Consider the following 26,407-nt stretch of genomic DNA (forward strand, 5'->3'; position numbering starts at 1 on the left):
GATTAGCACGGAACATTTAATCCCGATTATCGGGTAAAAGATTAAAAGAATGATACCAAAACAAGGAGGAAAAACCTGGAATGAGATAAAAACAAATGATAGCTGGGCGATCTTTAAGATTATGGGCGAATTTGTAAACGGATACGAAAAACTGAGTCAGATTGGCCCATGTGTTTCGATATTCGGTTCGGCTCGTACAAAACCAGATATGAAGTATTATAAGCTTACTGAAGATGTTGCCAAAAAGATCGTAGATCATGGCTACGGAATTATCACTGGTGGTGGTCCCGGAATCATGGAAGCAGGAAACAAAGGTGCTCACCTTGCCGGAGGAACTTCTGTAGGACTTAATATCGAATTACCTTTCGAGCAACACGACAATCCATATATCGATAATGATAAAAGTTTAGATTTCGATTACTTCTTCGTGAGAAAAGTCATGTTCGTAAAATACTCTCAGGGTTTCGTAGTAATGCCGGGTGGTTTTGGAACTTTAGACGAATTATTTGAAGCGATCACTTTAATCCAGACGCATAAGATCGACAAATTCCCAATTATTTTAGTGGGAAGTGAATTTTGGAGCGGTTTGGTAGACTGGATAAAAACAACGTTATTAGATAGCTTTAAGAATATTAGCGCTCCAGATATGGATCTTGTACAGGTTGTAGATACCCCAGAAGAAGTTATCGAAATTTTAGATAAATTCTACGATGAATATAATCTTAGCCCTAATTTCTAAACCAGACATTTATTGTTTTCGTAAATATGATAGAATTTAAAATGTAAAATTCCCCTTTGAGAACCCTTTTTGTACTTTTTTTTTGTTGCTTGTTGAAGATAGATGGTGTTGTGGCTCAGCATCAGATTTTAATAAACGCTGAGCTTAACAAAGAAGAAAGAACAATTTACATTGATCAACAACTTACTTATGTTAATACGGCCAAAGAGCCGATTAGGGAAATCTATCTTAATGATTGGGCAAATGCATTTAAAGACAAGAACACTCCCCTGGCCCGAAGGTTTGGGGAAGAATATGTTCGTAAATTTCATTTTTCTAAGCCAGAAGAAAAAGGCTATACAAGCCTAGAAAAAGTTACTTATAATAACAACGACCTTGTTTGGATCAGGCCACAAAATCATCCAGACATTTTAAGAGTTCTGCTGAATAAAAAGCTGCAACCTGGCGAAAAGATCAATTTAAAATTTAAGTATAGCGTAAAAATCCCCAGTGATAAATTTACTCGTTTTGGGGTGAGTAGCGACGGAAATTATAAACTAAAATTCTGGTATCTAACTCCTGCTGTTTATGATGGTGAATGGAAATTATATAGCCATAAAGATATTGGTGAGCAGTATACGCCACCGGCAAATTTAGATATTCAATTAGACGTTCCTACCGAATTCTTTCCATCTACTGCTTTAAATATTTTTCATAATTATGCTGCCGGAAACCGCAGGCATATTAGGCTAACTGGTAAAAACCGAGTAGAAACTGAGCTTTTACTTACACAAACTTACGAGCCAGAAACTTTACCTGTTGGGAAACATCAATTGGTAACCAATCTTGATGATGATGGATTACAACCTGAAATTAAAGATATTATTCTTACCCGGATCTTCGATTTTCTTCAGGAACGACTAGGAGGTTATCCGCATCAAAAGATATTAATCACTAAAGAAGATTATTTAAAAAATCCGGTTTATGGGCTTAACCAGTTGCCCGATTTCATAAGACCTTTCCCAGATGGATTTAATTATGATATTCAGCAATTAAAAACGATTACCAATAACTTTTTAAGTAACAGTTTACTATTAGATCCGCAGCAAGATCAATGGGTTCATGATGCTATTGCGATCTCCTTAATGATCGATTATGTAGATCGTTATTATCCAAAAATGAAACTTATTGGTAGTCTTAGTAAGATTATTGGATTACGGTGGTTTCATGCAGCAGATTTAGAATTTAACGATCAATACCAATTTCTGTACATGAATATGGCCAGGCTAAATATAGATCAGCCATTGGGAAGCAGCAAGGATTCATTGCTAAAATTCAATGTAAATATCGCTAATCCTTATAAAGCGGGAATTGGCATTAAATATCTGGAAGATTACCTGGGTAGCGAACCTGTTAAAAAAACTATTTCTGAATTCTATTCGGAAAACCGACTTCAACTTGGAAGGAGACAGAATTTTGAATCGATATTGCGCAAAAATGCCGATAAAAATTTAGACTGGTTTTTTGAAGACTACGTGAATACCAGAAAAAAAATAGACTTTAAAATATCGAAACTTAAAAAGAGTAAAGACTCCCTTAAGGTTACCATTAAAAATAAGCGAGACAATAATATGCCAGTGTCGCTCTACGGAATTAAAGACGACCAGATCATTTATAAAAGATGGGTAGACAATATTGGCAAAGAAAAGCAAGTCACGATCCCAAGAAATGATGCTGAACGAATAGCGCTTAACTACGAGCAGGTAATCCCAGAATATAATCAGCGTAATAATTTTCGAGGCGTTAGTAAACTCTTTAATAAACCAATTCAATTTAGATTATTAGAAGATATAGAAGATCCAAAATATGCACAGGTATTCTTTACTCCAGAATTTGATTATAACCTTTACGACGGAATTTCTATTGGCCCAAAAATGTATAATACCACATTTTTAGCTAAAGATCTTAGCTTTAGAATTTCGCCAAAATATGGCTTTAATAGTAATACCGTAGTGGGAAGTGCAAATATTAGTTACACCTGGCGCTACGATAATCAAGATCTAAGAACCATTCGCATGGGAATTGGCGGAAACCGATTTTCTTACGGCTACGATCTTTTTTATCGCAGATACACTCCTTATTTAAATTTTGTGTTTAGACCGCAGAATCTTAGAAATAACGAGAGACAGAGTTTATCGATTAGGAATATTAATGTAGATCGCGATGAAAATCCTTTCGATCAAACCCAAACATCACCTAATTACAATGTTTTTAATGTGCGTTATGGCTATGGAAACTCTTACCTGGTAGATCGTACTTCAGCAGTGATCGATTATCAACTGGCAGAAAATTTCAGTAAAGTTTCACTAACACTTCAGTATAGAAAATTGTTTAAAAACAATCGCCAGATCAATCTTCGGTTTTATGGCGGTACTTTTATTTATAGTGATCTTCAGCAAGATGCAGATTACTTCAGCTTTGCTTTAGACAGGCCAACAGATTATCTTTTCGATTATAATTACTACGGAAGAAGCGAAGGTGATGGTCTATTTAGCCAGCAGATCATTATGGCTGAAGGTGGTTTTAAATCGCAGGTAATGCCAGAATATGCCAACCAATGGATTACTACTGTGAACGCCAGCACCAATATTTGGAAATGGATCTTTGCTTATAGTGATGCAGGAATAGTAAAAAACAGAGGTGAAAACAGCCAATTTCTATACGATTCTGGTGTTCGCGTGGCACTTGTTGAAGATTATTTTGAAGTTTTTTTCCCAGTTTACTCTAATCTGGGTTGGGAGATCGCTCAGCCAGATTACGATCAAAAAATACGATTTATTGTATCGCTGGATATCAATACGTTAATCAGGCTTTTTACCCGTAGATGGTATTGATATTAAAGTTTTTTGCACCAATTTTTTTTATAAGTAAATTTTAAAGAATTCAATAAAAACGAAAAATCACGAATATTTTTTAAATAATTTCAATTTAACCGATGTTAAAATATGTTATATTTAAAATATAAGGATTTTTATGAATTGTGTATAATTCTAATTTTAGCTATATTTGTGTGATCCAAAAAAGAAGTTCATGCAAAGCGAAACCGAAACTAAAGAATCGATTTCTTACGAAGATTTTAAAACTCAGGTTTTAGAAGATTACAAAGTTGCCGTAACGAGCCGCGAATGTAGCTTACTGGGAAGACGAGAAGTACTTACCGGGAAAGCCAAATTTGGGATTTTTGGAGACGGAAAAGAATTGCCTCAGTTGGCTATGGCCAAAAGCTTTAAAAATGGTGATTTTAGATCTGGTTACTACCGCGACCAAACTTTTATGATGGCAATCGGCGCCCTAAGCATCGAAAACTTTTTCGCCGGGCTTTATGCCGATACCGATATTGCTAACGAACCAATGTCTGCCGGCCGCCAAATGGGTGGTCACTTTATTTCTCATAACATTAATGAAGACGGAAGCTGGAAAAATTTGATGCAGCAGAAAAATTCTAGTGCAGATATTTCTCCAACTGCCGGCCAAATGCCAAGATTGTTAGGTTTAGCACAGGCTTCTAAAATTTATAGAAATGTAGATGGTTTGGATGCTGAAAAATTTTCGGATAATGGAAACGAAATCGCATGGGGAACTATTGGAAATGCCAGTACCAGTGAAGGCCACTTTTGGGAAACTGTGAACGCTGCCGGTGTTTTACAGGTACCTATGGTATTGAGTGTTTGGGATGATGAATATGGAATTTCTGTACATGCAAAACATCAAACTACAAAAGAGAGTATATCTGAAGTTTTAAAAGGTTTCCAGCGTGATGAAGATCAAAACAATGGTTACGAGATCATCGTGGTAAATGGCTGGGATTATGTAGCACTTGTTGAAGCTTATGATAAAGCCCAGCAAATCGCAAGAACAGAGCATTGCCCTGTTCTTATACATGTAGTTGAATTAACACAACCACAGGGACATTCTACTTCAGGTTCTCATGAGCGTTATAAGAGTGATAAACGTCTTGCATGGGAGAAAGAATACGATTGCAATGTAAAATTTAGAGAGTGGATCATCGAAAACGGCTTCAGTACTCCTGAAGATATGGATCAACTTGATAAAGATATAAAACGCGAAGTTAGAGAAGGTAAAAAGCGTGCATGGAATGCTTATTTAAACCCTAATAAAGATAAACAGAAAGAATTACTTCAAATTCTTAGTAATATCGCCAAGAACAGTGATGCAGCCGAAAGCTTAAAACCACTAATCAAAAAATTAAAAAGTACTAAAGAACCACTAAAAAAGGATGTGCTTTCTTTAGCCAGAAAAACACTACGCTATATCACAAATTATAGCGGAGAAGATAAAACCGAACTTATAAACTGGATCAACAATTTTAACGACCAGTCTTTCGATGAATATAGTAGTCACTTATATAGCACCAACAAAGCTATAGACACAGAAGTTTTACCGGTATATGCGGATGAAGCTAAAATGGTAGATGCACGTATCGTAATTCGTGATAATTTTGATAAGATTTTTGAAACCCGACCAGAAACTATGATTTTTGGTGAAGATGCTGGTGAAATTGGAGATGTAAACCAGGGCTTAGAAGGTCTTCAAAAAAAATATGGATCTTACCGTGTTGCCGATACCGGAATACGTGAAGCGACAATCCTGGGACAAGGAATTGGTCTTTCACTAAGAGGATTACGCCCTATTGCTGAAATTCAGTATTTAGATTATGTAATGTATGCTTTGCAAACTATGAGCGACGATCTTTCTACTTTACATTATAGAACCAAAGGAAGACAGAAAAACCCATTAATCGTTAGAACACGTGGACATCGATTAGAAGGAATTTGGCATAGTGGATCTCAATTAGGCGGAATTTTAAATCTAATTCGTGGAGTTTTTGTATTGGTACCAAGAAACATGACAAAAGCTGCCGGCTTCTACAATAATTTACTCGATCTTGATAATCCTGCTTTAATTGTAGAATGCCTTAATGGATATCGTTTAAAGGAACGTTTACCAGAAAACCTTGGAGAATTTAAAACCCCAATTGGTAAAGTAGAAACCCTTAGAGAAGGTAAGGATATAACGTTAGTTTCTTATGGCTCTACACTAAGAATAATTGAACAAACCGCTGATGAACTTGCTGATGTGGGTATAGATGTTGAAATTATAGATGTTCAATCCTTACTCCCATTCGATACGTCTCATGATATCGTAGAAAGTTTAAAGAAAACGAATCGCTTGCTTGTAATCGATGAAGATGTACCAGGCGGTGCTTCTTCCTATATTCTTCAAAAAATCTTAGAAGAGCAGGATGCATGGCGATATTTAGATAGTAAGCCACAAACGCTAACTGCCAAAGAACATCGCCCAGCTTATGGTAGTGACGGCGATTATTTTTCTAAACCGTCACATGAGGATGTTTTTGAAAAGATTTACGCGATAATGCACGAAACAAACCCAGAAAAATATCCGAAATTGATGTAAAAACCATCGATTTTCAAAGTAAAAAAGCCGCTATGTTAGCGGCTTTTTATATTCCTAAAGTTAGCTGGTCTTTTACCTTATGATAACGAAAGCAGGCTTTTATACATTCCTTTAATTCGGTTTCGGGAACTATATCATTTATTCTAAAGATGATGGCTCTTTTGCCCTCAAATTGAAATTTTTGACCAAAAATTAACCTGAAAGTATCTACCAATCTAGTGGTACATTGAAAATATAATGCATATTGATCTGGTGCTTTTGTTTTCCAATCCATACGTAATGTACTTCCATTTTTTGTAACATAACTTGGTTCTCCCCATTTAAGAGTTTCTTCCAAAACAGCTACATCCTTCATTTCTTCTGCTGTTTCGATAACCAATTCTCGAAGTTTTCGCATTTTATCTTGAACGAAGTCCGGATAATTCTCAAAAGCCGCATTTACTCTTGCATCTGTATTTAATATCATCTCTCTCATTTAAACTTTTTAAATGTTTTAATATTGTGGCGGTATTATGTAAACCTAAACTACTTCAGGGCAACTTGTGATGGCTTTGTTTAAAAATCATCTTTATATTGAAAGATTTTGACAGTTTTCGAGACTGTAACAATTAAAACAGAAAATACTTTATGATCTATAATTTTTAGAAAAGACCTATTATTAGAAATAGATATTTAAAACTTTTATCTGAATTGTTTAGGTTTATTTTTCTGAAGAGCATTTTCTACGATTTCTAAGATTCTTTTTTGCCTGGTCTTTTCTCTTTTAGCCGAAATCACCCAGTATAAAATTGATTTTTTGTCTGACTTGCTTAAACTTTCAAAATATTCCAAAGTTCCTTTATTTTTGGAAAATTCCAGTAATAAGTCATTTGGAATCTCAAGATTTTCAATAGCATCCAAAAATGTCCAGGAACCATTTTCTTTTGCAATTTCAATACTTGCCAACCCGGCTTCAGCCATAAGTCCATTATCGATTAATTTTTGAATCTTTTCTTTATTGACTTTAGACCAATTACTTTTAGCTTTTCGTTTTGTAAAATACTGTTTATACTGCTCGTTATCAATTGTCTTTTTTGTACTATCGATCCAACCAAAACAAAGAGATTCATCTACAGATTCACTCCAACTTAAATTATACTTAGGGGAAGTTTTTCTATAAAAGATTAACCATACTGCATTTTATCAACGTGGTTTCGCTTGAGCCAGTTTCTCCATTCTTCTTTATTTTTAGGACAAAACTCCTCAGCTTCTTTCATTTTATATTTCTGTTTTTTCGAAAAGATCCAGAGTCCAATTCTACGAATTTGGCGCTCTTACATCCAGGCTATATTGGTTCGTTCTATAGCATAAAGACAATAGTTCATTTTGTGCAAAATCGTCTTATCTACGGCTCTAAATGTAATATCACCTGCAGCATTGTGAAAAACAATATGTACCAAATTTCGCTTTTTATACCATAAAGGTTGTTTTACGGTGATGCCTTGTAATTTATAAATTTCTACGATTTCGATAGTCTCATCCCAGGAAGAATAGGATTTTGTAATAAACTCTTCTCCTATTTTTAAACTTAGCGAGTTATATATTCTGAATTGAAAAATAGCATAAATCAATAAATACACTGAAGCTACTAAAACCCACCACTGAAATTCTATAAAATTGGTGAAGTATTGTAGAATTCCGGTTGCGACTACTGGTATCGCTCCAATAACCAAGCGCCGTGATAATTCTACCCAATGCGGTTTGAAAATAGTTCCAGCTTCGGTTTCTGAAGATTGATAAAGAAAGGATTTTATCTTCTGAATGGTATCTTTTTCCAATCCCGGAATCTGAATTACGCTTTTCTTATCATTCTCTTCACTACTGGCTACCCATAAGCCTGCTTTGTACAAATTTAAGCGTCTTTGTATAGGATTGGTAACGATCTTTAAAATCTGAACTCGAATGGGTTTTAAGGAAACTCGCGTATTGGTACGCAAGCCCATTTGCAGGTCTAAACTACTTTTGGTTTGTGTAAGATTAAGATTGAAATATTTAATAAAAACCTCAGCAGTTGTAATAAAAATACTTAATACGAGCAGTAAAAAAATAAGCCCAAAAATAAACAAAATCGACTCGGTTGCTACACCGCCTATATCTTCAGTAAACTGCGATTCCCACTCTGCTGTTTCTTCTTTAAAAAACTGATTCAACTCATTGAAGATCGTAGAAATAAACACAAAAATAAGTCCGAATCCTCTAAAAAAATTACTACTTAAACCTGTTTTGATCAAGGTTGCCAGACTTAAACGGTAGGTCCATTTTTCTTGGGAAGGTTCTTCAGTTTTAGCTTTAGTATTTGTTTGATTCTCATCTGCAATTTCAGCATCAACATGCTTAGACTCCTTCAGACTATTTAAAATATCAGCGAGTTGATTCGCATCTTCAGTATTAACCGCTTTAATCTCAACTTCCTTTTGCTTGCTTCCGGCAGTGTCGATAACCAAACTATAAACTCCGGCTAATCGTTGTAAAATTCCCCTTTTAAAATTTACCTGCTGAATTTTATCGAAAGGAATCGACACAAAATCTGAGCTAAAAACGCCCTTTTTCAGAATAAATTCTTCAGCTTCGTAATCGATATGAAAAAGGAATTTTCGATAATCAAAATAACTATAGATCGCGACCAAAACAACGATCACAGAAACTCCTAGAACGATGTAGAGTAAAATATCTCCCTCTGGTCTTTTGAATATAAAATAGGCAAAAGCTGCCCAAAATCCCCTGATGAGTTTATAAAGTGTAGAAGTGAAAATAAGTAAAATTCCCACTGCAGATTGCCGTTGTGGTATACTAAACGCCTTAGACATTTTCGTTGGCAATTTTACCTGCTAGAGCTTCTTTAAGCTTTTCAGCAACTGTTGGATCTAAACCGGGAATCTTTACATCGCTACCGCTTCCACCGGCAGTGAAAATTTTAAGGGTAGAAAGATCCAGCCACTTATCTAAAACACTGCGATTTATAGATACATGCTGAATCCTGTTGAAAGAAACCACCGTAGTTTTACTTAACAAAAATCCGCGTTTATAAATTAGATCTTTTTCTCTTATCGCATAAGCGTAGCGCGGCTGCTTTTTGATAAAATTGAAGACCACAAATATTAAAAAAAAGGTTACAATTCCGCTAATAATACCTCCAACCAAAATTTCATCCTGAAAATACATAAAAACGCCAAAAGCAATAACGAGTAAAAACCAAACACCTGTTTGCAACAAGTGTTTGGTTAATAATTTTTCACGAACGGGATTCATGGCTACCTCTTCAAAATCTGGTAGTGTAGCTATATCGATCGTATTATTGCTGAATGGGGTCTCTATGGAATCCATTTTTTCTCGAAATTTGGCTTTCTTTTTTCCAAAAATGCGTTACGGCCTTCTTTAGCTTCATCTGTCATATAAGCTAAACGTGTGGCTTCGCCAGCAAAAACCTGTTGTCCTACCATTCCATCATCAGTTAGATTCATGGCAAACTTCAGCATTTTGATTGAAGTTGGTGATTTTGCAAGAATCTCCTGCGCCCACTCGTAAGCAGTATCTTCTAATTCTTCATGCGGAATCACAGCATTTACCATTCCCATTTCGTAAGCTTCCTGCGCTGAATAATTTCGGCCTAAAAAGAAAATCTCACGTGCTTTCTTTTGCCCCACCATTTTCGCTAAATAAGCAGACCCATAACCTGCATCGAAACTGGTAACATCTGCATCTGTTTGTTTAAAGATCGCATGTTCTTTACTCGCTAAAGTAATATCACAAACTACATGCAAACTATGACCACCTCCCACAGCCCAGCCTGGCACTACACAAATTACCGCTTTTGGCATAAAGCGAATTAAACGCTGTACTTCTAAAATATTTAAACGGTGATAACCATCTTCACCTACATATCCCTGGTGACCTCTGGCTTTTTGATCGCCACCACTACAAAAAGAATACACGCCATCTTTTGGTGAAGGTCCTTCTGCAGAAAGTAGCACGGCACCTATAGAAGTATCTTCGTGCGCATCTTGAAAAGCATCTAATAATTCGCTGGTTGTCTTCGGCCTAAACGCATTACGAACCTCTGGACGGTTAAATGCAATTCTTGCAACACCATTACTCTTTTTATAAGTGATATCGTCGTATTCCTTAACTGTTTTCCAGTCGGCTTTTTCCATATTGTAAAATTTATGAAGTAAAAATAAGGTTTTGTGCGCAGTTTATAAAGTGAAAGTTTGGACTATGAGGTTTTAAAGCTATCAGCACTTAGCGAGTAATATTTTAATTGAAAAACCGGCATAGAATCTAATATCTCTTATCTCTTCTCTATTTTCTAAAAACGCAGAAATTTATTTTCTTAAAAACGGGCATAAAAAAAACCCGGTTAATAAAACCAGGTTTTTAATTATAGAATTTTAGCTTTTACTGCATATATTTTGCCATAATCGACTGAAGCTCCATACCCCATTGCTGACCTACGGTCATCGCTTTTTGCATAACTTTTGGAGTCGTATCTACCATTTTCTTCCCGACTGGTGTGTCGTAAAAAGCAAGTATTTCGTCTAATTCATCCTCTGTGAATTCTTCACGATAAATCTCTGCTAATTTTACATAAAGACCTTTAAGACTTGCTTTAAGTTCTTTTTTAAAATCTTCACGGTTTCCTTCAGGAATTTGATTTACGATAGGCTCGCTAATGATCTCGAACTGCTGCCCAGAGGTTAATTCGATTAATTTAACTGCTTTTTTCTGAAATGAATCTCCTTCTATTTCCTGTGCAAAAGCGCTGGTTCCTAAAATTACAAATAGGATGAATACTAACTTTTTCATGATTAGGTTTGATGTTTATATATGCGACTAAAGTAGCCTTATTTTTTATATTCGAAGTTTTTAGCAGGAATTTTAATTTCTCTTGAATTAATTTCCGTAGGTGTCGATATAGTATTCTGTTGCCATTTGGTAAGCTTCCTTTCTTGAGCGAATCTTAGCATCGTCTTTTACAGGATCAATCTCAATTTTTTCTTCTGGATTCAGCATAATTTCAGTAGCTATAATTGAAAACTCTTCCTTATCTATTCTTAAGATTAAGCCTGGAAGCCCATTATAATTATGTGGCCCAAATTGCAATGGGATTTCTGGTGCAAACCAGGCAACAACAGGTTCTTCTTCAGTTGTCCCGTCACGCATATATTTTTTTTCTAAGCCTTCAGCTTTAAAGCATTTGTAATCTCCAATTTCTTTGCTCTCGTTTTTTACTTCCCAGCTTATCTCCTCATAATTTAAAAGCCCCATCATTGAAGTTTTTTCAACAATCTTTTTATCATCGAGGTTCACATAAAAATCATATATTCCAGCTTTACTTCCAAAACTGGGACCATCGTTTTCATTTTTCAACTTCTCGATATAATGAAGATAAGATTCCTGACCCTTAAAATGAAGTTCATAATTATCCTCTTCAACGTCTAGAAACATTGCTACAACTTGTTTTCTTATGGCAGGAGATACATCTTTTTTCTTCTTAAATTCTTCTAGAGAATTATTTCTGAATTCTTCATTCATTACTGCCTTATATTTAACGATTCCTGAAGTTTGCTGGGCGTAAACCGAGTTTAAACCGAATAATAAAATCAATACTATCGAGAAATAGCCTAATATTTTCATGATGAGTTGATGATTAATAGTTAGAAAGAAATTGGAATATATAAAATATCTAAGCATAAGAATCTAATTATCAGATTTAATTTAAAAAATTTGGCCTCGAATTTTAAATTTGTGTATGTATTATACTGAAATAGGTTGACCATTTTTGATTCAATTTTCGACAGATTAAATGGTCAATAGTTCTAAATTTTGTTTATTCCTTTTGTAGGAATGATATTCTATATTTCTATTCAAATGAACAAAGTTAGGGGTGTTCAACTTGAGGCTAAAATGCGGTCTTTTGTTGTTGTAAATCTCAACAGCTCTTTTGACCATCTTCTTCGCTAAGTTAGTATTTTTTATAGTTCGTTTTAAATCATATTCATATTTAAGCGTTCTGTTGATTCTCTCAGCCACGGCGTTCTCGTATGGATCGTACTTCTCGGTCATACTCATTACTATTCCATGATCCTCAGCAAAGCCTGTATATAGCGGGTTGCAGTACTGAATTCCACGATCTGAGTGGTGGATGAGTTTCTGATTTTTGTATTTTCTGTTTTTAATGGCCATTCTAAGGGCATCGACGCAAATTGATGTCTTCATATGACTTGCTAATTTATAACCCATAATTTGCTTAGAATAGGCATCTGTAACCAATGCCAGGTAGCTGTGTCCGTTCTGCGTTTTGATATAGGTAATATCGCTTACCCAAAGTTGTTCCGGCCTGGTTGGAACTTTGTCTTTTACGAGGTTCTTGTATTTAAAGAATCGATGTTTTGAATCGGTTGTGATATGGAACCGCTTTAATTTAGGCACGAGCAGGTTATTCATCCGCATTACACGATAGAATTTATCTCTTCCTATTTTAATACCGAGTCGGTTCATATCATTCTTTAATTCTTTATAGAGTTTAATCCCACCGGTACGCATTCCATACTTATTTCGGTACTCTTTTATAAGCCGAATGATCAGCTGTTGCTGAACTTGTCTGGTCTTGTGAGATCTTAATCGTTTGTAAAAAGCTTGTTTAGAAATCCCAAAACATTGGATCAACCATTTTCTTTTGAACGGTTTAGTTTCTTTTTTTCGATCTCGTCTGCTAATGTTTTGGGCAATGACTTTTTTGCCATATCAACACCTGTAATAAGTTCCATGTCAGCAATAATGTCTTGTTGGAAGTCTTTGACAAATTCCAGTTCCTCTATTTTTTCTTTGAGTTTTTTGATTTCATCTTTCTTGCTCATCCCTTGTTTCTTTTGTTCTAAAGTACTGTATTTTTTCAACCAGTAATAGATGGAAGCTCTGGAAACTTGATATTTATCGGAAGCATGATTGATAGAGATCTGTGCATTTTGAATCTGATCAATGATCAGGAGCTTGAGATCGTAACCTACTTTTTTGTAGGAATTTTTTTGACAGTGTTGATTTTGTTCTTTCATTAGGTATAGTACTAAAAGGTTTAATTTTTAGTCAACCTATTTCAGGAAAGTACGGTACTAAAAATTGATAATATCGGTTATCTATAAAAATTTGATTCTTAATTTTGAATTTAGCGCTGTCTGTTTTAAGTTTAGCATAATTTTTGAAACAGGTTTTAGAAACGTCCAGGTTTAATGAAACATCTTCTTAGCATCCTTTTTCTACTAACGATAAGCACGGTATCATTCGCGCAGGAAATCTCTGCAAAAGAAACTGTTGTTTTAGAACTAGATCAGGATAAATTTCTACCACCGGTGCTAACCGATCTAAGACCCAATCAATTTTTAGTTTACGATCCTAATTTGCCAAGCGGTACTTTTATTGGTGTACAAAACGAACGTGAAGAATTTGATATGGTGGGCATTATTCGCGAGGAAAATCGACAAAGAGAACTGGCAAAAGCCAAACGCCTGGCCAATATTAGTTTACCACAAACAGAACCAAAGGAAGAAAAAGCGATTCAGCTTACCGGTAACAACCAGCAGGACCAGTTGAATACCGGCATTAATAACTTCAATAATAACAATACTAATTTTAGTAGTAATCCTTTTCACCGCTATCACAACTCATTGTATAATTCTACAATGAATAGTATGTATTCAAGACCCTATTCTTATCGCCGTAGTAGCAGATATTATTACTAAAAAATCAAAAGAGCTTAATTTTTCAGGTAAATTCCGTCCTCTTTTATATCGATTTGGCGTTGTTTGTAAAGATTACCAGCGGCGCGCTTAAAACTCTTTTTACTCATTTTAAGCACAGCTTTTATTTTCTCTGGTGAAGATTTATCGGTAATATTTAAAAATCCGTTTTGATTTTGCAGTTCATCCAAAATTCCCTGTGCATTTGGTTCGATGCTTCTATAACCAGGACGTTGCAACGTAACATCGATCTTACCGTCTTTTCGGGTCTTTTTTATAAACCCTTTTATACGATCTCCAATTTCTATAGGCTGAAAAACATCATCGTTATACACCAGGCCTAGATGAATTTCATTTATGATCACGTTATAGCCAAGATCAGTTTTATTGCTCACGATAAGATCTACTTCTTCGAAAGGCTTTATTGTAAGATCTGAATTGTCTAAATAAGCATGTACTTTACTTGAAGCTACCAATCGATTTGTGTCTTCATCTAAATAGCAAAAGATCAAGTAACTATGCCCTTTTTGCATAGGATACACCTGCTCTTTAAACGGAACAAAAAGATGTTTCTCTAAGCCCCAATCTAAAAAGGCACCAAAATCTGTGGTTTCTACACATTCTAAAAAGGCAAATTCGTCTAATTTCACGTAAGGTTCTAAAGTAGTCGCCACCGGACGCTCTGAATGATCCAGGTAAACAAAAACCTCAATTTCATCTTCTAACTGAAATTCCTTCGGAATATATTTATTAGGTAATAAAACCTCGTCTCCTTCAGCATTCTTAAGAAACAAACCAGGTTCGGTTTCACGATCAATAATTAAACGATGATTTTCGCCAATATTCAGCATAACATAAATTTAGATGACAAAGATACTTTATAATTTGAGGGGAATGCAAAAAAAGAATCCGCTTCCTGAAAATAGAAAGCGGATTCGATCCTGACTAATCTATGAGATTAGGCAAATACAGACTCTTTTTTAAAATGTTTGGTTAGCAAATAATATAATATTGCTCTATATTTATTTCGGTTTGATTTGCCATATTTTTCCAGCATTGCATTTAAACCAACATCAAGGTTGCTATCATTAGGTAATCCTAATTTCTTGATCAAAAAGTTTTGTTTTACCGTTTCTAACTCATCCTCACTGCTCGATGAAACCGTTTCGGCATCACTTCTAAAAACTACAGGCCCTAAAGATTCGGTTATTTTTCGGATAAGGGCCACATCTGGCTCCTCTCCTACCTTTTCTTTAATATCCTGAATATACTTTCCTACTTTTTCATCAGTCTTGGTACTCATAATTTTGTTTTTTGGTTTATTCGAATTTACATAGAAACATCACTAAACTCACCTAACAGAATCATAAGAAAACTTATTGAAAATTTAAAATTTGAAGAAAAAATATAGAATTTGTTAAATAATATAGTTTACAGTAAGCAATTACAGTTGACAGTTTAAAAATTCACGATTTGATTAAGATATTTCTAATTCCATAATTTTATACGAACTGAGGCCTTCTTTGATTCAAAATTTAAAATTCTGAATAAGAATATTTTAAGCTCTAATAACGCAGCGGTCTAAATTCTAATATCTAACAGCGTAGGGATCTAATTTAATTACTTCATATAACTAAAATATTCCAGTAAAACTTTATCGTTGACTTTGCGCGGAGTAAAAATCTCTAAAATCTTAGGACGCGCTGAAGCTTCAAAAAATGTACTTAACGAATGACTAATTTCAGCTTCTGAAGAAGCAGAATCATATTCAAAATTGTACATTTTCGCCAGTTGTTCTGCTTTTAAATCGTGAACGGTTTCAAAAAAAGTATCGAATTGTTCGCTATTCTTATTACCGGGAAGAATCCTAAAAATTCCGCCACCAGAGTTGTTCAGAATGATAATTCTAAAATTAGCAGGTATATATTTATTCCAAAGTGCGTTACTATCATAAAAGAAACTAAGATCACCAGTTACCATCAAAACTGGATCTTCACTCGCCATCGCAGAACCTGCAGCGGTAGAAATACTACCATCGATACCACTGGTGCCGCGATTACAAAAAATTCGTAGCGAAGGATTCCATTTAAATAATTGTGCATAGCGAATCGTTGAACTGTTGGCCAGTTGCATGATATAATGATCTGGCACCTTTGGCACCAATAATTGCATGGCTTTTAGATCTGAATATGGAATTTCGTCCATATACGCATCATGGCGCACCTGGCGTTTTGCGCGTATATTTTTCCAAAATTCGCCATAATCACTATCCATTTTTGTGGTAAGCGGAAAGAAATCTGTAAAGAAGTCGTTTACCGAAGTTTCAAAATGCTTGTTTAAGCAAAAGAAAGTATTGTACGCCTTTTTAGAATCGACGTGCCAGTGATGTTTTGGATTATAATTCCGTAGAAAAGCTTTTATTTTTTTAGAAACGATCATTCCACCAAACGTCAACAAAATATCCGGGCGTAAAGCTTCAAAAAGCTCCTGCATATTTTCGTCTTTTTCTATAGGCCCAATTATGGTATCGATCCTTGTAAAAAATTCGTCGTGATGTAGATTAGAGGTTGTTTCTGTAAAAACAATAACAGAGTCGTCTTTAGCTAATTTTTCAAGGAATTTTTGCTCTACCACGTTTGGTTGCGCTACTCCAACGATCACCATTTTTCGTTTGGCTTTATTCCAAATTTCAGCGTAAGGTAAAAGCTCTTCTTTCGAATAATGTCTTTTGGTGATTTCTGGAAAGATCTCGATAGGATTTACCTCGATATTTTCAACTGTATCATAAAGCGGTTCGTAAAACGGGACATTAATATGCACCGGCCCTTTTTCTTCTATGGCTTTATTTAGCGCCAAATTAATCTCACGCTCATTATGTTTTTGCGCTTCCCACTGTTTTTGCTGAAGTTTTTTATCGATTGCTTCAGATTCCAAAACCAACTCAGAATATAAATTTGCGGAATACAGAATATGATTTTCGTAAACATTCTTTTGCCTGATGGTTTGCCCGTCTCCAATATCGATACGTTCGATTGGTCGATCTGCTGAAATAACCACCAGCGGAATATCACTATAAAAAGCCTCTGAAATAGCCGGATAATAATTAAGTAATGCTGAACCTGAACTACAAACCAGCGCAACTGGCTGTTGCAATTGCTGCGCCATTCCCAGGGCTACAAATGCTGCACAACGCTCGTCGACGATGCTGTAAGCATTTATCTCTGGATGATGCGTAAATCCAATAGTTAAAGGCGCATTTCTTGAGCCTGGAGAAATTACAACGTGTTTTATATTTTTTGAAACGCAAAGTGAAACCACATTACGTGCAACAGGTATTTTAGAATACTTCACAAAGTTTATTTTTTGCGAGCGGAAGCTTCTGGGGGAAGTTAGGAAACTTCAACGCAATTTAATTATACCTCAAAATTACGATTTACGCCAGACTTCTACAGTAGCTTTAAAAAGTATTTAACTGATTATTTGATGAAGAAGATTTAGTCGAACCTCACAGGATTTATAAACCTGTGAGGTTTATTCATTTTCAATTCAGTCCTAATTGACTAAAACCGACTTGATCGTATAGCTTTTGTTCACCGTTTCTTCCCACTCGGCTGCCGGGTTAGAATCTGCTGTGATTCCGCCGCCAATAAATATTTCGGCTTCACCTTCAGTTAACTTCATACATCTTAGATTCACAAAAATCTGCGATTGTTTTAAAATACTGGCATAAGCCTGATTTTCCTGATTTCGACGATTAGAGTTTCGTTTTACTTCCTGTTTTAAGTTTATCTCACCAAGAAAACCCGAATAAAATTCGCGATCACTGTATTCATGTTGCAAAATGAATTCCTTTGCTTTTTCTCTTGGGAAACCACAAACAGCCGGAGTTGGATGTAAACTTTCCAATAGATTCGATAAATTATCGTTCTCTAAAACTCCTGCAATATCAGTACGAATATGCAGTAAATTCCCTGCCTTTACGGTATAAGGATCACTTAGATTTATTTCTCCAGCAGCTACTTTAAAATCCTTTAATTTTTGTACAATCTCGTCTGAAACAATTTGTTGCTCCTCAACTTCTTTTGGTGTCCATGCAGCTTCATCTATGGTTCCTTTAAAAGCCTGCGTTCCTGCAAGCGCCATGGTTTTAAAGCGATTTCGCTCTACTTTCACCAAAGTTTCAGGAGTAGCACCAATCCAGATCCCGCTTTCTGGATGTGACCAGATATAACAAAATGCTTTTGGATAATTTTCGAGTAAATTTTTAAAGATCGAAAGTGCTGAAAGTTGCGTTGGGTTTTGTTCCTTTCTGGCCAAAACTACTTTTTTCATACTTCCCGACTTAATTTCTGCGATCCCTTTTGCCACTAATGCTTCGTGCTGCTTTTGAGCTTCGATATTAGTGATTTCAGGAATATATTCTGAAGTTTCTGTAGCAGGTTTCTCGGTGCTATATTCCGTAGTAATAACTTCAGAATTAGCTTCAGGAATTAATAAACTTTTTGTTCCGCAGAAATCAGAAAAAACAAATCCGCTTTCAGAAAAATCGGTCGTTGTATACGATTGCTTATCCTTTTGTAAAAATGCTTTGATCACATTTTCATCTGGTTTTCGATAAGCGACAAATGCTAAATTTTTATTGATATGATCTTCTAACGCGTTAAAAAACGCCATCGCCTGCATCATGAGTTCTTTTTTGCTAATGCTATGGTAGTTAGTTTTACCAGGGAAATTAAATTATCTTGAGCATCGGTAATATGAATATTCCAAAGCTGCGTGGTTCGGCCTTTATGAATAAATGTCGCTTTGGCAAAAACATCGCCTTCTTTTATGCTTTTAAGGTGATTTGCAGAAATTTCTATCCCACGAATCGCAAAATCTTTGGTATCTAAAAAAATATAACTCGCCGCACTCCCAACGCTCTCGGCCAAAGCCACACTTGCACCACCATGCAATACTCCGTCTGGCTGATGTACTTTTGGCGTTACCGGCATTTTTGCGGTTAAAAAATCTTCGCCAACATCGATAAATTCAATATTCAAGGTTTCCATTAATGTGTTTTTACACATTTTTGCACACATTCCCAGGATTTCCTCTTTGTTCATAGCAATACGATTAATTACTTTGTAAAAGTACAAAATTGAATCTACAGCATGAGCCGTGAAAAACAGGTTTCTTACCAAATTACCAATACGTATAGCGTTTTAAACGAGTTTACCGAGAACACTAAAAACATTTGGCTGGTTTGCCACGGCATTGGTTATTTAAGCCGATATTTTATTCGGCATTTTAACCATCTGGATGCCAGTGAGAATTACATTATCGCACCACAGGCGCAAAGCAAATACTACCTAAAATCTGATTATCGCCATGTTGGTGCTTCATGGTTGACCAGAGAAAATACTGAAGCCGATATCGAAAATGTGCTGAATTATTTAGATGAAGTGTATGCTGAAGAAATTCTGTATAAAAAAAACTTAGCCAATACGCCCAATCTTATCATTTTGGGATACTCACAAGGTGTTTCTGTTGCTACGCGATTTTTAGCACGACGAAAAATTAAATGTGATCAACTCATTTTGCACTCGGGTAAAATTCCTGCTGAAATTTCTGCGGAAGACCTAGAGTTTCTGAAAGACACAAACGTCACTTATCTCTACGGAACCGAAGATGAATATCTAAAAAAAGGAATCATTGAAGTTGAAGAGGAACGCCTAAAAACGCTATTTCCTAATAATCTGGAAGTTTTAACCTACAACGGCGGACACGAATTTAATACCGAAATTATAGAAAAACTGAGTTGATTTGAAGATTTGAAAATGTGGTAGACAATGAGCAATTAACAGTAAACAATTATCAATAAATCATGTTTAGTTTTTCGCTAAATGCTAAAAGCTGATAGCTGAAACCTGCAAACTTTCCATTTTTTTCTGAATAAATTTGAATATTTTCGCCAGATATGATCTAGAAACGCGATGGAATCACAGCAAATAGCAAAAAGAACAAAAAAGACTTCAATTTTAAAGAATATCGGTCCGGGGTTTTTACTCGCAGGAGCCGCAATTGGAGTTTCTCATTTGGTTCAATCTACCCGAGCCGGCGCCGATTATGGTTATATTCTTATTTGGGCCTTATTGCTGGCTTGTATTTCTAAATATCCCTTTCTGGAATTTGGCCCTCGTTATGTCGCAGGAACCGGGAAGCATTTAATTGCCGGCTATAAACAGCTAGGTAAGATTCCGTATTATTTATTCATTTTTATTACGGTAGCCAGTATGTTTATTATCCAGGCAGCGGTGACTATCGTAACAGCAGGTTTGGCAGAACGACTTTTTAATTTCGGACTTTCCCCATTTACGTGGAGTTTTATCATTTTTGGAGCAAGCATTGCGTTGCTGCTGATTGGCAAATATCCCGGACTCGATAAAAGTATGAAGATCATTGTAAGTTTACTTACACTAGCTACTTTGGCAGCGGTTTGCATGGCCTTGGGAATTCAAAAAGAACCGATAGAAACTGTCGAAATTCCTTCTTTATGGACAACAGCCAGCCTGGGATTTATAATTGCTTTTATGGGTTGGATGCCTATTCCATTGGACGCGGCGGTTTGGCATTCGATCTGGACCAAAGAAAAAGCGCACGGAAATAATGAAAAGCTCAGTTTAAAAAGTGCTTTCTTAGATTTTAATATTGGTTATTTTTCGGCCTGTTTTATTGGAATTTTGTTTTTTCTGCTAGGCGTTTTGGTGATGTTTGGAAGTGGAGAAAGTTTTAGCAGTAATAGTGTAGAATTTTCATCGCAACTTATTAATCTCTACGGAAGAACTTTAGGAGAATGGAGTAAACCGGTTATCGCCATTGCTGCTTTTGTAACAATGTTGAGCACCGTGATTACGGTCACTGATGCTTACCCAAGGGTTATTTCTGAATTATTTCACCCAGAAAATTCTATTTCTACTGAAGCTGATAATCGTAAAAAAAGATGGCAATTTTATCGAATATCGATTTTTATAATCCCCATACTTTCGTTAGCGATTCTTTATAATACCTCAGGATCGTTTACTATTTTGGTAGATTTTGCCGCGGGTTTATCATTTTTGTCTGCCCCAATTCTCGCCTGGTTCAATTATAAATTGGTTACTGGCCAGGAAATGCCAGAAGCCGACAGGCCGGGTAAAAATTACAGAATATTTACGATCATTTGTTTTGTGATGTTATTGGTATTCAATATTGCCTATTTAGGCTATAACTTTTTTATATAAAAATTAATTAAACGCAGGCATTTTCGTCTATCTCTGCAATCTCTTCAGAAACTATGGTGACATTTCCCTCGCGATCCACTTTAAGATGAAATCGGTTTGTTTGAAATGGCAAACAATAGCTTACCGTTTGCATTACAATTAATTCGAAACCATCTTGAGTTTCTTTAATAGCACCATTATTTTTATTATTTACAGCCCAATAATAAGCATTAGCTCTTGCAATAAGTAAGGCTTCACCTGGTGAATCGATTTCTCCAAGAAAATTAAGAAGATCGTCTTTAGAAGCAACTACAAGATTTTCTTCTTGTGTCTGATATTTAATGTAATAAAAGCAATATGATGGCAAGCATCCACCAATAAAACCAGCATCTGCTTGTAAATTATTAAATGCCGTTCTACAATCAGGATCTGAACAAATTTCATTAAAAGAAAAAAGTACGTTATTGCGATAAACTAATGAAGTTGGATCATCGGGATCTTCAAAATCTGGCATTGACTGGATATATTCAAAATAGGTAATTTGCTCATCAGTCTGAATATCAGAAAATGGATAGGCTGCAGATATTGCTTCAAAATCGTTAAAATTGACTTCGATCCCATCATCGTCACTGGAGCAAGAAAAAAATAAAATTCCCAAAAACTAAAAACAGTAGTTTTTTGATCATAATTTTTTATTGGTTTCTTACTTAGATGCAAAAAAACCTAAAAGGTTGCGTATAAAAAAAACCGCTGAAAAATCAGCGGCTTTTTTTTTATTCGGATATAATATTCAATTTTGAAGATCCCGAATCAAGTTCGGGATAAACGATTCACAAGATTTTATAAAGCAAAATCTGTTCTCTGCTTACTTCACTTCTTCAAAATCTACATCTTCTACATCATCTCCACCTTTGGCTTCACCGCCTCCAGCTTGTCCTCCTTCAGCTCCGGTTGCTCCTTGTTGAGCGCCACCCTGAGCTTCCGCTTGTGCTTTATACATTTCTTCTGAAGCTGTTTTCCAAGCTTCATTCAATTTGTCTAATGCAGGAGAAATGGTTTCTAATTCTTTAGTTTCGTAAGCTTTTTTAAGCTCTTCTAAAGCATCTTCGATAGGCTTTTTCTTATCGTCAGAAAGTTTATCGCCAAACTCTTTCAATTGCTTTTCAGTTTGGAAGATCATTCCGTCTGCTTCATTTAGCTTATCTACTTTTTCTTTCGCTTTCTTATCGGCATCTGCATTTGCTTCAGCTTCCTGCTTCATTTTTTCGATTTCTTCTTCTGTTAATCCTGAAGAAGCCTCGATACGGATATCCTGAGATTTTCCTGTCGCTTTATCTGTAGCACTTACTTTAATAATACCGTTAGCATCGATATCGAAAGTTACTTCGATCTGAGGTGTTCCTCTTGGCGCTGGTGGAATACCATCTAAATGGAATCTACCAATCGTTTTGTTATCTGCTGCCATTGGACGCTCACCTTGTAACACGTGGATTTCTACTGAAGGCTGATTATCTGCTGCGGTAGAGAATGTTTGTGATTTTTTAGAAGGAATTGTTGTATTCGCTTCAATCAATTTAGTGTTTACACCACCCATAGTTTCAATACCTAAAGAAAGTGGAGTTACATCTAATAACAATACATCCTTAACATCACCAGTTAATACACCACCCTGAATTGCAGCACCAATAGATACTACCTCATCTGGATTTACTCCTTTAGAAGGTTTTTTTCCGAAGAAACCTTCTACTTCTTCCTGAATTTTAGGAATACGTGTAGAACCACCTACTAAAATTACCTCGTCGATATCACTTTTAGAAAGACCAGCATCCTGAAGCGCTTTCTTTACTGGCTCCATAGATCTTGTTACTAGTTCTGCTGCTAATTGCTCGAACTTAGATCTTGTTAAAGTTTCTACCAAGTGTTTTGGTCCACTAGCTGTAGCCGTAACATAAGGCAAGTTGATCTCTGTTTGAGAAGAAGACGATAACTCGATCTTCGCTTTCTCTGCAGCTTCTTTAAGCCGTTGTAACGCCATAGGATCTTTTCTAAGATCGATATCCTCAGCTTTCTGGAAAGTATCTGCTAACCAGTCGATGATTACTTCATCAAAATCGTCACCACCAAGGTGTGTATCACCATTTGTTGATAATACTTCAAAAACTCCATCTCCTAATTCTAGGATAGAAATATCGAAAGTACCACCACCAAGGTCATAAACTGCGATCTTTTGATCACTAGATTTTTTATCTAAACCGTAAGCCAGTGCAGCTGCAGTTGGCTCGTTAATGATACGTCTAACTTTAAGACCAGAGATCTCACCAGCTTCTTTTGTAGCCTGACGCTGAGAATCATTAAAATATGCTGGTACTGTAATTACAGCCTCAGTCACATCCTGTCCTAAATAATCTTCAGCAGTTTTCTTCATTTTTTGAAGAATCATTGCTGAAAGTTCCTGTGGAGTGTAAAGACGCCCATCGATATCTACACGAGGAGTATCGTTGTCTCCTTTTTTTACTTTATATGCTACACGTCCTGCTTCTCTCTCAGATTCAGAAAATTTATTTCCCATGAACCTTTTTATAGAAGCGATCGTTTTTTCTGGGTTGGTTACAGCCTGTCTTTTTGCAGGGTCTCCAACTTTGATTTCACCACCTTCTACAAAAGCAATTACAGAAGGAGTTGTTCTTTTACCTTCGGCATTAGGGATTACCGTAGGCTCGTTACCTTCCATAACTGAAACGCAGGAGTTAGTTGTACCTAAGTCAATTCCAATTATCTTACTCATAACTTTATACGTTGATTTAATTTTTTATTCATTGTTTCGCTCTCTAAAAGTCAATCTTTATGCCAGCAAAAAACTTATGACAGGTTGGCAGAAACATTTTTAAACAGCTTTATTTTGGGCTAAAATCAATGCAAATTTTGCAGAGTAACATCAAAGTTGTGCATAAATAGGCAGTTAGAGTTCCTATTTTATTTCTGAATCTGTTCCTGAAATTATACATTTGTCCGCATAATTTTTCGGTATGGAATGTATTAGTGTATTCGACATGTTGAAGGTTGGCGTTGGCCCATCAAGTTCTCACACGCTTGGGCCATGGCGCGCTGCACAGCGATGGATTACAGAGCTTAAAGCAAAAGAAACCTTTCAGCTTGTTGAAAAAATACATATCGATCTTTATGGCTCTCTTTCATTAACAGGAAAAGGTCACGCTACAGATATTGCAACTTTGCTAGGATTATGTGGTCACGATCCTGTTACCATGGATATTTCTTTAATTGAGACTGAAATTTCAGCAATAAAAGAAAAAGGAATCCTTGCTCTTAATAAAGAATTAGATATTCCTTTCCATTACGAAACCGATATAAAATTTAATCGCAAATTTCTCGATTTTCACCCCAACGGGATGATCTTTAGAGCTAGCCTTAAAAATGGTAAAAAATGCTCTTCATCGTTCTTTTCTATCGGCGGTGGGTTTGTTGTGAAAAAGACCCGAAAGAACGCGAAAAAAAAACAGGATAAATTCAACGAATTTCCTTTTCCGGTAGAAAGTGCAAATCAGCTTTTAGATTACTGCAAGGCTGAAAATTTAAGCATCTCTCAACTGGTATTGCAAAATGAACGTTCTTTAAGAAACGATGAGCAAATTGATACCGGACTTCAGCAAATATGGAATACCATGTTAGAATCGATGTTTATTGGTTGCCATACTGAAGGAACTTTACCAGGCGGATTAAGTGTAAAACGACGCGCTTTCGAGATGCATCAGCGGCTTATTGGTGAAGAAAAATATGATTCGCCAGAAAATTGGATCGATGCCATAAGAAATACCGAAGTTAAATTTCGACAGATCCTTAAATGGGTGAGTTGTTTTGCTTTAAGTGTAAACGAAGTAAATGCCAGTTTAGGTCGTGTTGTTACCGCTCCAACCAATGGGAGTGCCGGCACCGTTCCTGCTGTGATGATGTATTATATGGTTATCGAAAATCACGAAGCTACTTTCGAGGATATGAAACGTTTTATGCTGGTAGCGGGTGAGATAGGAAGTTTATTTAAAAAGGGGGCAACGATCTCTGCCGCAATGGGTGGTTGCCAGGCAGAAATTGGAGTTTCCTCTGCAATGGCTGCCGGTGGTTTAACTGAGTTGCTGGGTGGTACGCCAGAACAGGTTTTAATGGCGAGCGAAATTGCTATGGAACACCATCTTGGCTTAACCTGTGATCCTATTGCCGGTTTAGTGCAGGTACCTTGCATCGAGCGAAATGCGATGGGTGCGATTAAAGCCATTAACGCTGCAGAAATTGCGTTAGAAAGTGATGCCACCAAAGCTAAGGTTCCGTTAGATAAAGTGATCGCTACCATGTGGGATACCGCAAAAGATATGAACTCGAAATATAAAGAAACCAGTGAAGGCGGACTCGCAGTTAAAGTGAGCCTGAGTGATTGTTAATCTCACTACTAATCCAAAATTAAATTGTACGCGCATAATTTACCATCTAAGATCAAAAATCTCTTTCGCCATTATTTTTTAACGATGGCCTGTTACTTTTTGTTTTTTATGGGAATGGGCGTTTTAAACAATCTATTTCCTGAATTAGATTTCGATCGCTACCAGCAAACCGAGATTTACGAGATGATGACCGATAATCCAATGGTATTCTTTATCCTGGCCGTGATTATCGCACCAATCATGGAAGAATGTCTTTTTAGAAGTCTTATTAAACCTTCACAAAACGAAATTCTGGTTTTTATATGCTCCTGGATCTTATTTGTAAGCCTCGCATTTATTCCTGCTGAAGCTAATCTCTTTTTAAAATATGGTTTATTACTATTAAGTGTATTTATCATTTTCTTATTTCTAAAATCTGTAATTCCAGAAAAGAAGATGAAAAAGCTCCAATATCAGCTTCATAAATATCACCGCTTTATTTGGATAATTTCAGCAGTGATTTTTGGCTACGTACATGTGTGGAATTATGTATCTGGGTTCGAATTTAATTTTATTCTTTTCATCCTAATCTTCCCAAGGATCATTGCAGGTTATTTCTTCGGAAGATTAAAAATTCAAAATAAAGAATTATACTGGCCTATGCTACTACACGCAATGAACAATGGAATCGTAGTGATTATTTCTTCTAAAGCAGAAGAGATCACCGATATAATTCTGTAATTTCTAAAA

Annotated in this window: 24 protein-coding genes; 8 read left to right on the plus strand and 16 right to left on the minus strand. The window is 35.9% G+C overall.

Annotated elements, in window-relative coordinates; genetic code table 11:
• The first annotated feature begins 49 nt into the window (after window positions 1-49).
• From INR75_RS16840 to INR75_RS16850, 3 genes are all read left to right on the plus strand, one after another.
• A complete protein-coding gene (locus INR75_RS16840; protein WP_092542179.1) occupies window positions 50-739 on the plus strand; it encodes a TIGR00730 family Rossman fold protein in 690 nt (229 codons plus the stop codon).
• Window positions 740-828: 89 nt separating this feature from the next.
• Window positions 829-3,612, plus strand: a complete 2,784-nt coding sequence (locus INR75_RS16845) for a metalloprotease (RefSeq protein WP_255584576.1) — start codon at window positions 829-831, stop codon at window positions 3,610-3,612.
• A 196-nt stretch (window positions 3,613-3,808) separates the two neighbouring features.
• Complete coding sequence (locus tag INR75_RS16850) at window positions 3,809-6,214, plus strand: thiamine pyrophosphate-dependent enzyme (protein ID WP_223089709.1); 2,406 nt, start codon at window positions 3,809-3,811, stop codon at window positions 6,212-6,214.
• 46 nt (window positions 6,215-6,260) lie between these two features.
• Here INR75_RS16850 and INR75_RS16855 read toward each other — a convergent pair whose 3' ends face one another.
• The 9 genes from INR75_RS16855 to INR75_RS16895 all read right to left on the minus strand — a co-directional run bounded on the left by INR75_RS16855 (window position 6,261) and on the right by INR75_RS16895 (window position 13,305).
• Complete coding sequence (locus INR75_RS16855) at window positions 6,261-6,689, minus strand: DUF1801 domain-containing protein (RefSeq protein ID WP_092542173.1); 429 nt, start codon at window positions 6,687-6,689, stop codon at window positions 6,261-6,263.
• Window positions 6,690-6,895: 206 nt separating this feature from the next.
• Entirely contained in the window at window positions 6,896-7,174 is a 279-nt protein-coding gene (locus INR75_RS20655; RefSeq protein WP_370629858.1) for a YdeI family protein, read from the minus strand.
• A gap of 353 nt (window positions 7,175-7,527) precedes the next feature.
• Window positions 7,528-9,060, minus strand: coding sequence for a PH domain-containing protein (locus tag INR75_RS16865; RefSeq protein ID WP_223089710.1), 1,533 nt, complete (start codon window positions 9,058-9,060; stop codon window positions 7,528-7,530).
• The gene (locus INR75_RS16870) at window positions 9,053-9,577 is read right to left on the minus strand and encodes a PH domain-containing protein (RefSeq protein ID WP_223089711.1); all 525 of its coding nucleotides are present in this window, start codon (window positions 9,575-9,577) and stop codon (window positions 9,053-9,055) included. Before INR75_RS16870 ends, INR75_RS16865 begins: the two co-directional genes overlap by 8 nt.
• Window positions 9,565-10,404, minus strand: coding sequence for a 1,4-dihydroxy-2-naphthoyl-CoA synthase (locus INR75_RS16875; RefSeq protein WP_092542165.1), 840 nt, complete (start codon window positions 10,402-10,404; stop codon window positions 9,565-9,567). The genes INR75_RS16870 and INR75_RS16875 overlap by 13 nt, the downstream gene beginning before the upstream one ends.
• A gap of 244 nt (window positions 10,405-10,648) precedes the next feature.
• Window positions 10,649-11,056, minus strand: a complete 408-nt coding sequence (locus INR75_RS16880; RefSeq protein ID WP_223089712.1) for a DUF2059 domain-containing protein — start codon at window positions 11,054-11,056, stop codon at window positions 10,649-10,651.
• An 87-nt stretch (window positions 11,057-11,143) separates the two neighbouring features.
• Window positions 11,144-11,887 (minus strand): GLPGLI family protein, encoded by a 744-nt coding sequence (locus INR75_RS16885; RefSeq protein WP_223089713.1) that lies wholly within the window; start codon window positions 11,885-11,887, stop codon window positions 11,144-11,146.
• 165 nt (window positions 11,888-12,052) lie between these two features.
• Window positions 12,053-12,919: an IS3 family transposase gene (locus INR75_RS16890; protein ID WP_223089279.1), complete on the minus strand. Its 867-nt coding sequence runs from the start codon at window positions 12,917-12,919 to the stop codon at window positions 12,053-12,055.
• Window positions 12,916-13,305, minus strand: a complete 390-nt coding sequence (locus INR75_RS16895) for an IS630 transposase-related protein (protein ID WP_223089280.1) — start codon at window positions 13,303-13,305, stop codon at window positions 12,916-12,918. Before INR75_RS16895 ends, INR75_RS16890 begins: the two co-directional genes overlap by 4 nt.
• Before the next feature lie 174 nt (window positions 13,306-13,479).
• Between INR75_RS16895 and INR75_RS16900 the strand changes: the two genes are divergently transcribed.
• Window positions 13,480-13,989: a hypothetical protein gene (locus INR75_RS16900; RefSeq protein ID WP_223089714.1), complete on the plus strand. Its 510-nt coding sequence runs from the start codon at window positions 13,480-13,482 to the stop codon at window positions 13,987-13,989.
• Window positions 13,990-14,003: 14 nt separating this feature from the next.
• Here the strand turns inward: INR75_RS16900 and INR75_RS16905 are convergent, their stop codons facing one another.
• From INR75_RS16905 to INR75_RS16925, 5 genes are all read right to left on the minus strand, one after another.
• Entirely contained in the window at window positions 14,004-14,837 is an 834-nt protein-coding gene (locus tag INR75_RS16905; protein ID WP_223089715.1) for a S1 RNA-binding domain-containing protein, read from the minus strand.
• Between the two features lie 107 nt (window positions 14,838-14,944).
• Window positions 14,945-15,289, minus strand: coding sequence for a DUF2853 family protein (locus INR75_RS16910; protein WP_223089716.1), 345 nt, complete (start codon window positions 15,287-15,289; stop codon window positions 14,945-14,947).
• A 317-nt stretch (window positions 15,290-15,606) separates the two neighbouring features.
• Window positions 15,607-17,337: a 2-succinyl-5-enolpyruvyl-6-hydroxy-3-cyclohexene-1-carboxylic-acid synthase gene (menD, locus tag INR75_RS16915; RefSeq protein ID WP_223089717.1), complete on the minus strand. Its 1,731-nt coding sequence runs from the start codon at window positions 17,335-17,337 to the stop codon at window positions 15,607-15,609.
• A 201-nt stretch (window positions 17,338-17,538) separates the two neighbouring features.
• Window positions 17,539-18,672, minus strand: coding sequence for a chorismate-binding protein (locus INR75_RS16920; protein WP_223089718.1), 1,134 nt, complete (start codon window positions 18,670-18,672; stop codon window positions 17,539-17,541).
• On the minus strand, window positions 18,669-19,091 hold the full coding sequence (locus INR75_RS16925; protein WP_223089719.1) for a PaaI family thioesterase: 423 nt from the start codon (window positions 19,089-19,091) through the stop codon (window positions 18,669-18,671). The genes INR75_RS16920 and INR75_RS16925 overlap by 4 nt, the downstream gene beginning before the upstream one ends.
• 48 nt (window positions 19,092-19,139) lie before the next feature.
• On the opposite strand from INR75_RS16925, the gene INR75_RS16930 reads away from it, so the two are divergent.
• Together INR75_RS16930 and INR75_RS16935 are read left to right on the plus strand one after the other, a co-directional pair.
• The gene (locus INR75_RS16930) at window positions 19,140-19,790 is read left to right on the plus strand and encodes an alpha/beta hydrolase (RefSeq protein WP_223089720.1); all 651 of its coding nucleotides are present in this window, start codon (window positions 19,140-19,142) and stop codon (window positions 19,788-19,790) included.
• 171 nt (window positions 19,791-19,961) lie between these two features.
• Window positions 19,962-21,248, plus strand: coding sequence for an NRAMP family divalent metal transporter (locus INR75_RS16935; protein ID WP_223089721.1), 1,287 nt, complete (start codon window positions 19,962-19,964; stop codon window positions 21,246-21,248).
• A gap of 7 nt (window positions 21,249-21,255) precedes the next feature.
• Here the strand turns inward: INR75_RS16935 and INR75_RS16940 are convergent, their stop codons facing one another.
• Together INR75_RS16940 and dnaK are read right to left on the minus strand one after the other, a co-directional pair.
• Complete coding sequence (locus INR75_RS16940; protein ID WP_223089722.1) at window positions 21,256-21,885, minus strand: hypothetical protein; 630 nt, start codon at window positions 21,883-21,885, stop codon at window positions 21,256-21,258.
• A 207-nt stretch (window positions 21,886-22,092) separates the two neighbouring features.
• Window positions 22,093-24,012: a molecular chaperone DnaK gene (gene dnaK / locus INR75_RS16945; protein WP_223089723.1), complete on the minus strand. Its 1,920-nt coding sequence runs from the start codon at window positions 24,010-24,012 to the stop codon at window positions 22,093-22,095.
• Window positions 24,013-24,253: 241 nt separating this feature from the next.
• Here dnaK and INR75_RS16950 point away from each other — a divergent pair, with 241 nt between their 5' ends.
• Both INR75_RS16950 and INR75_RS16955 read left to right on the plus strand, forming a co-directional pair.
• Window positions 24,254-25,678: an L-serine ammonia-lyase gene (locus tag INR75_RS16950; RefSeq protein WP_223089724.1), complete on the plus strand. Its 1,425-nt coding sequence runs from the start codon at window positions 24,254-24,256 to the stop codon at window positions 25,676-25,678.
• A gap of 84 nt (window positions 25,679-25,762) precedes the next feature.
• Window positions 25,763-26,398 (plus strand): CPBP family intramembrane glutamic endopeptidase, encoded by a 636-nt coding sequence (locus tag INR75_RS16955; protein ID WP_255584577.1) that lies wholly within the window; start codon window positions 25,763-25,765, stop codon window positions 26,396-26,398.
• The last annotated feature ends 9 nt before the right edge of the window (window positions 26,399-26,407 follow it).

This window comes from Zunongwangia sp. SCSIO 43204 (assembly GCF_019904275.1).
Taxonomy (GTDB): domain Bacteria; phylum Bacteroidota; class Bacteroidia; order Flavobacteriales; family Flavobacteriaceae; genus Zunongwangia; species Zunongwangia mangrovi.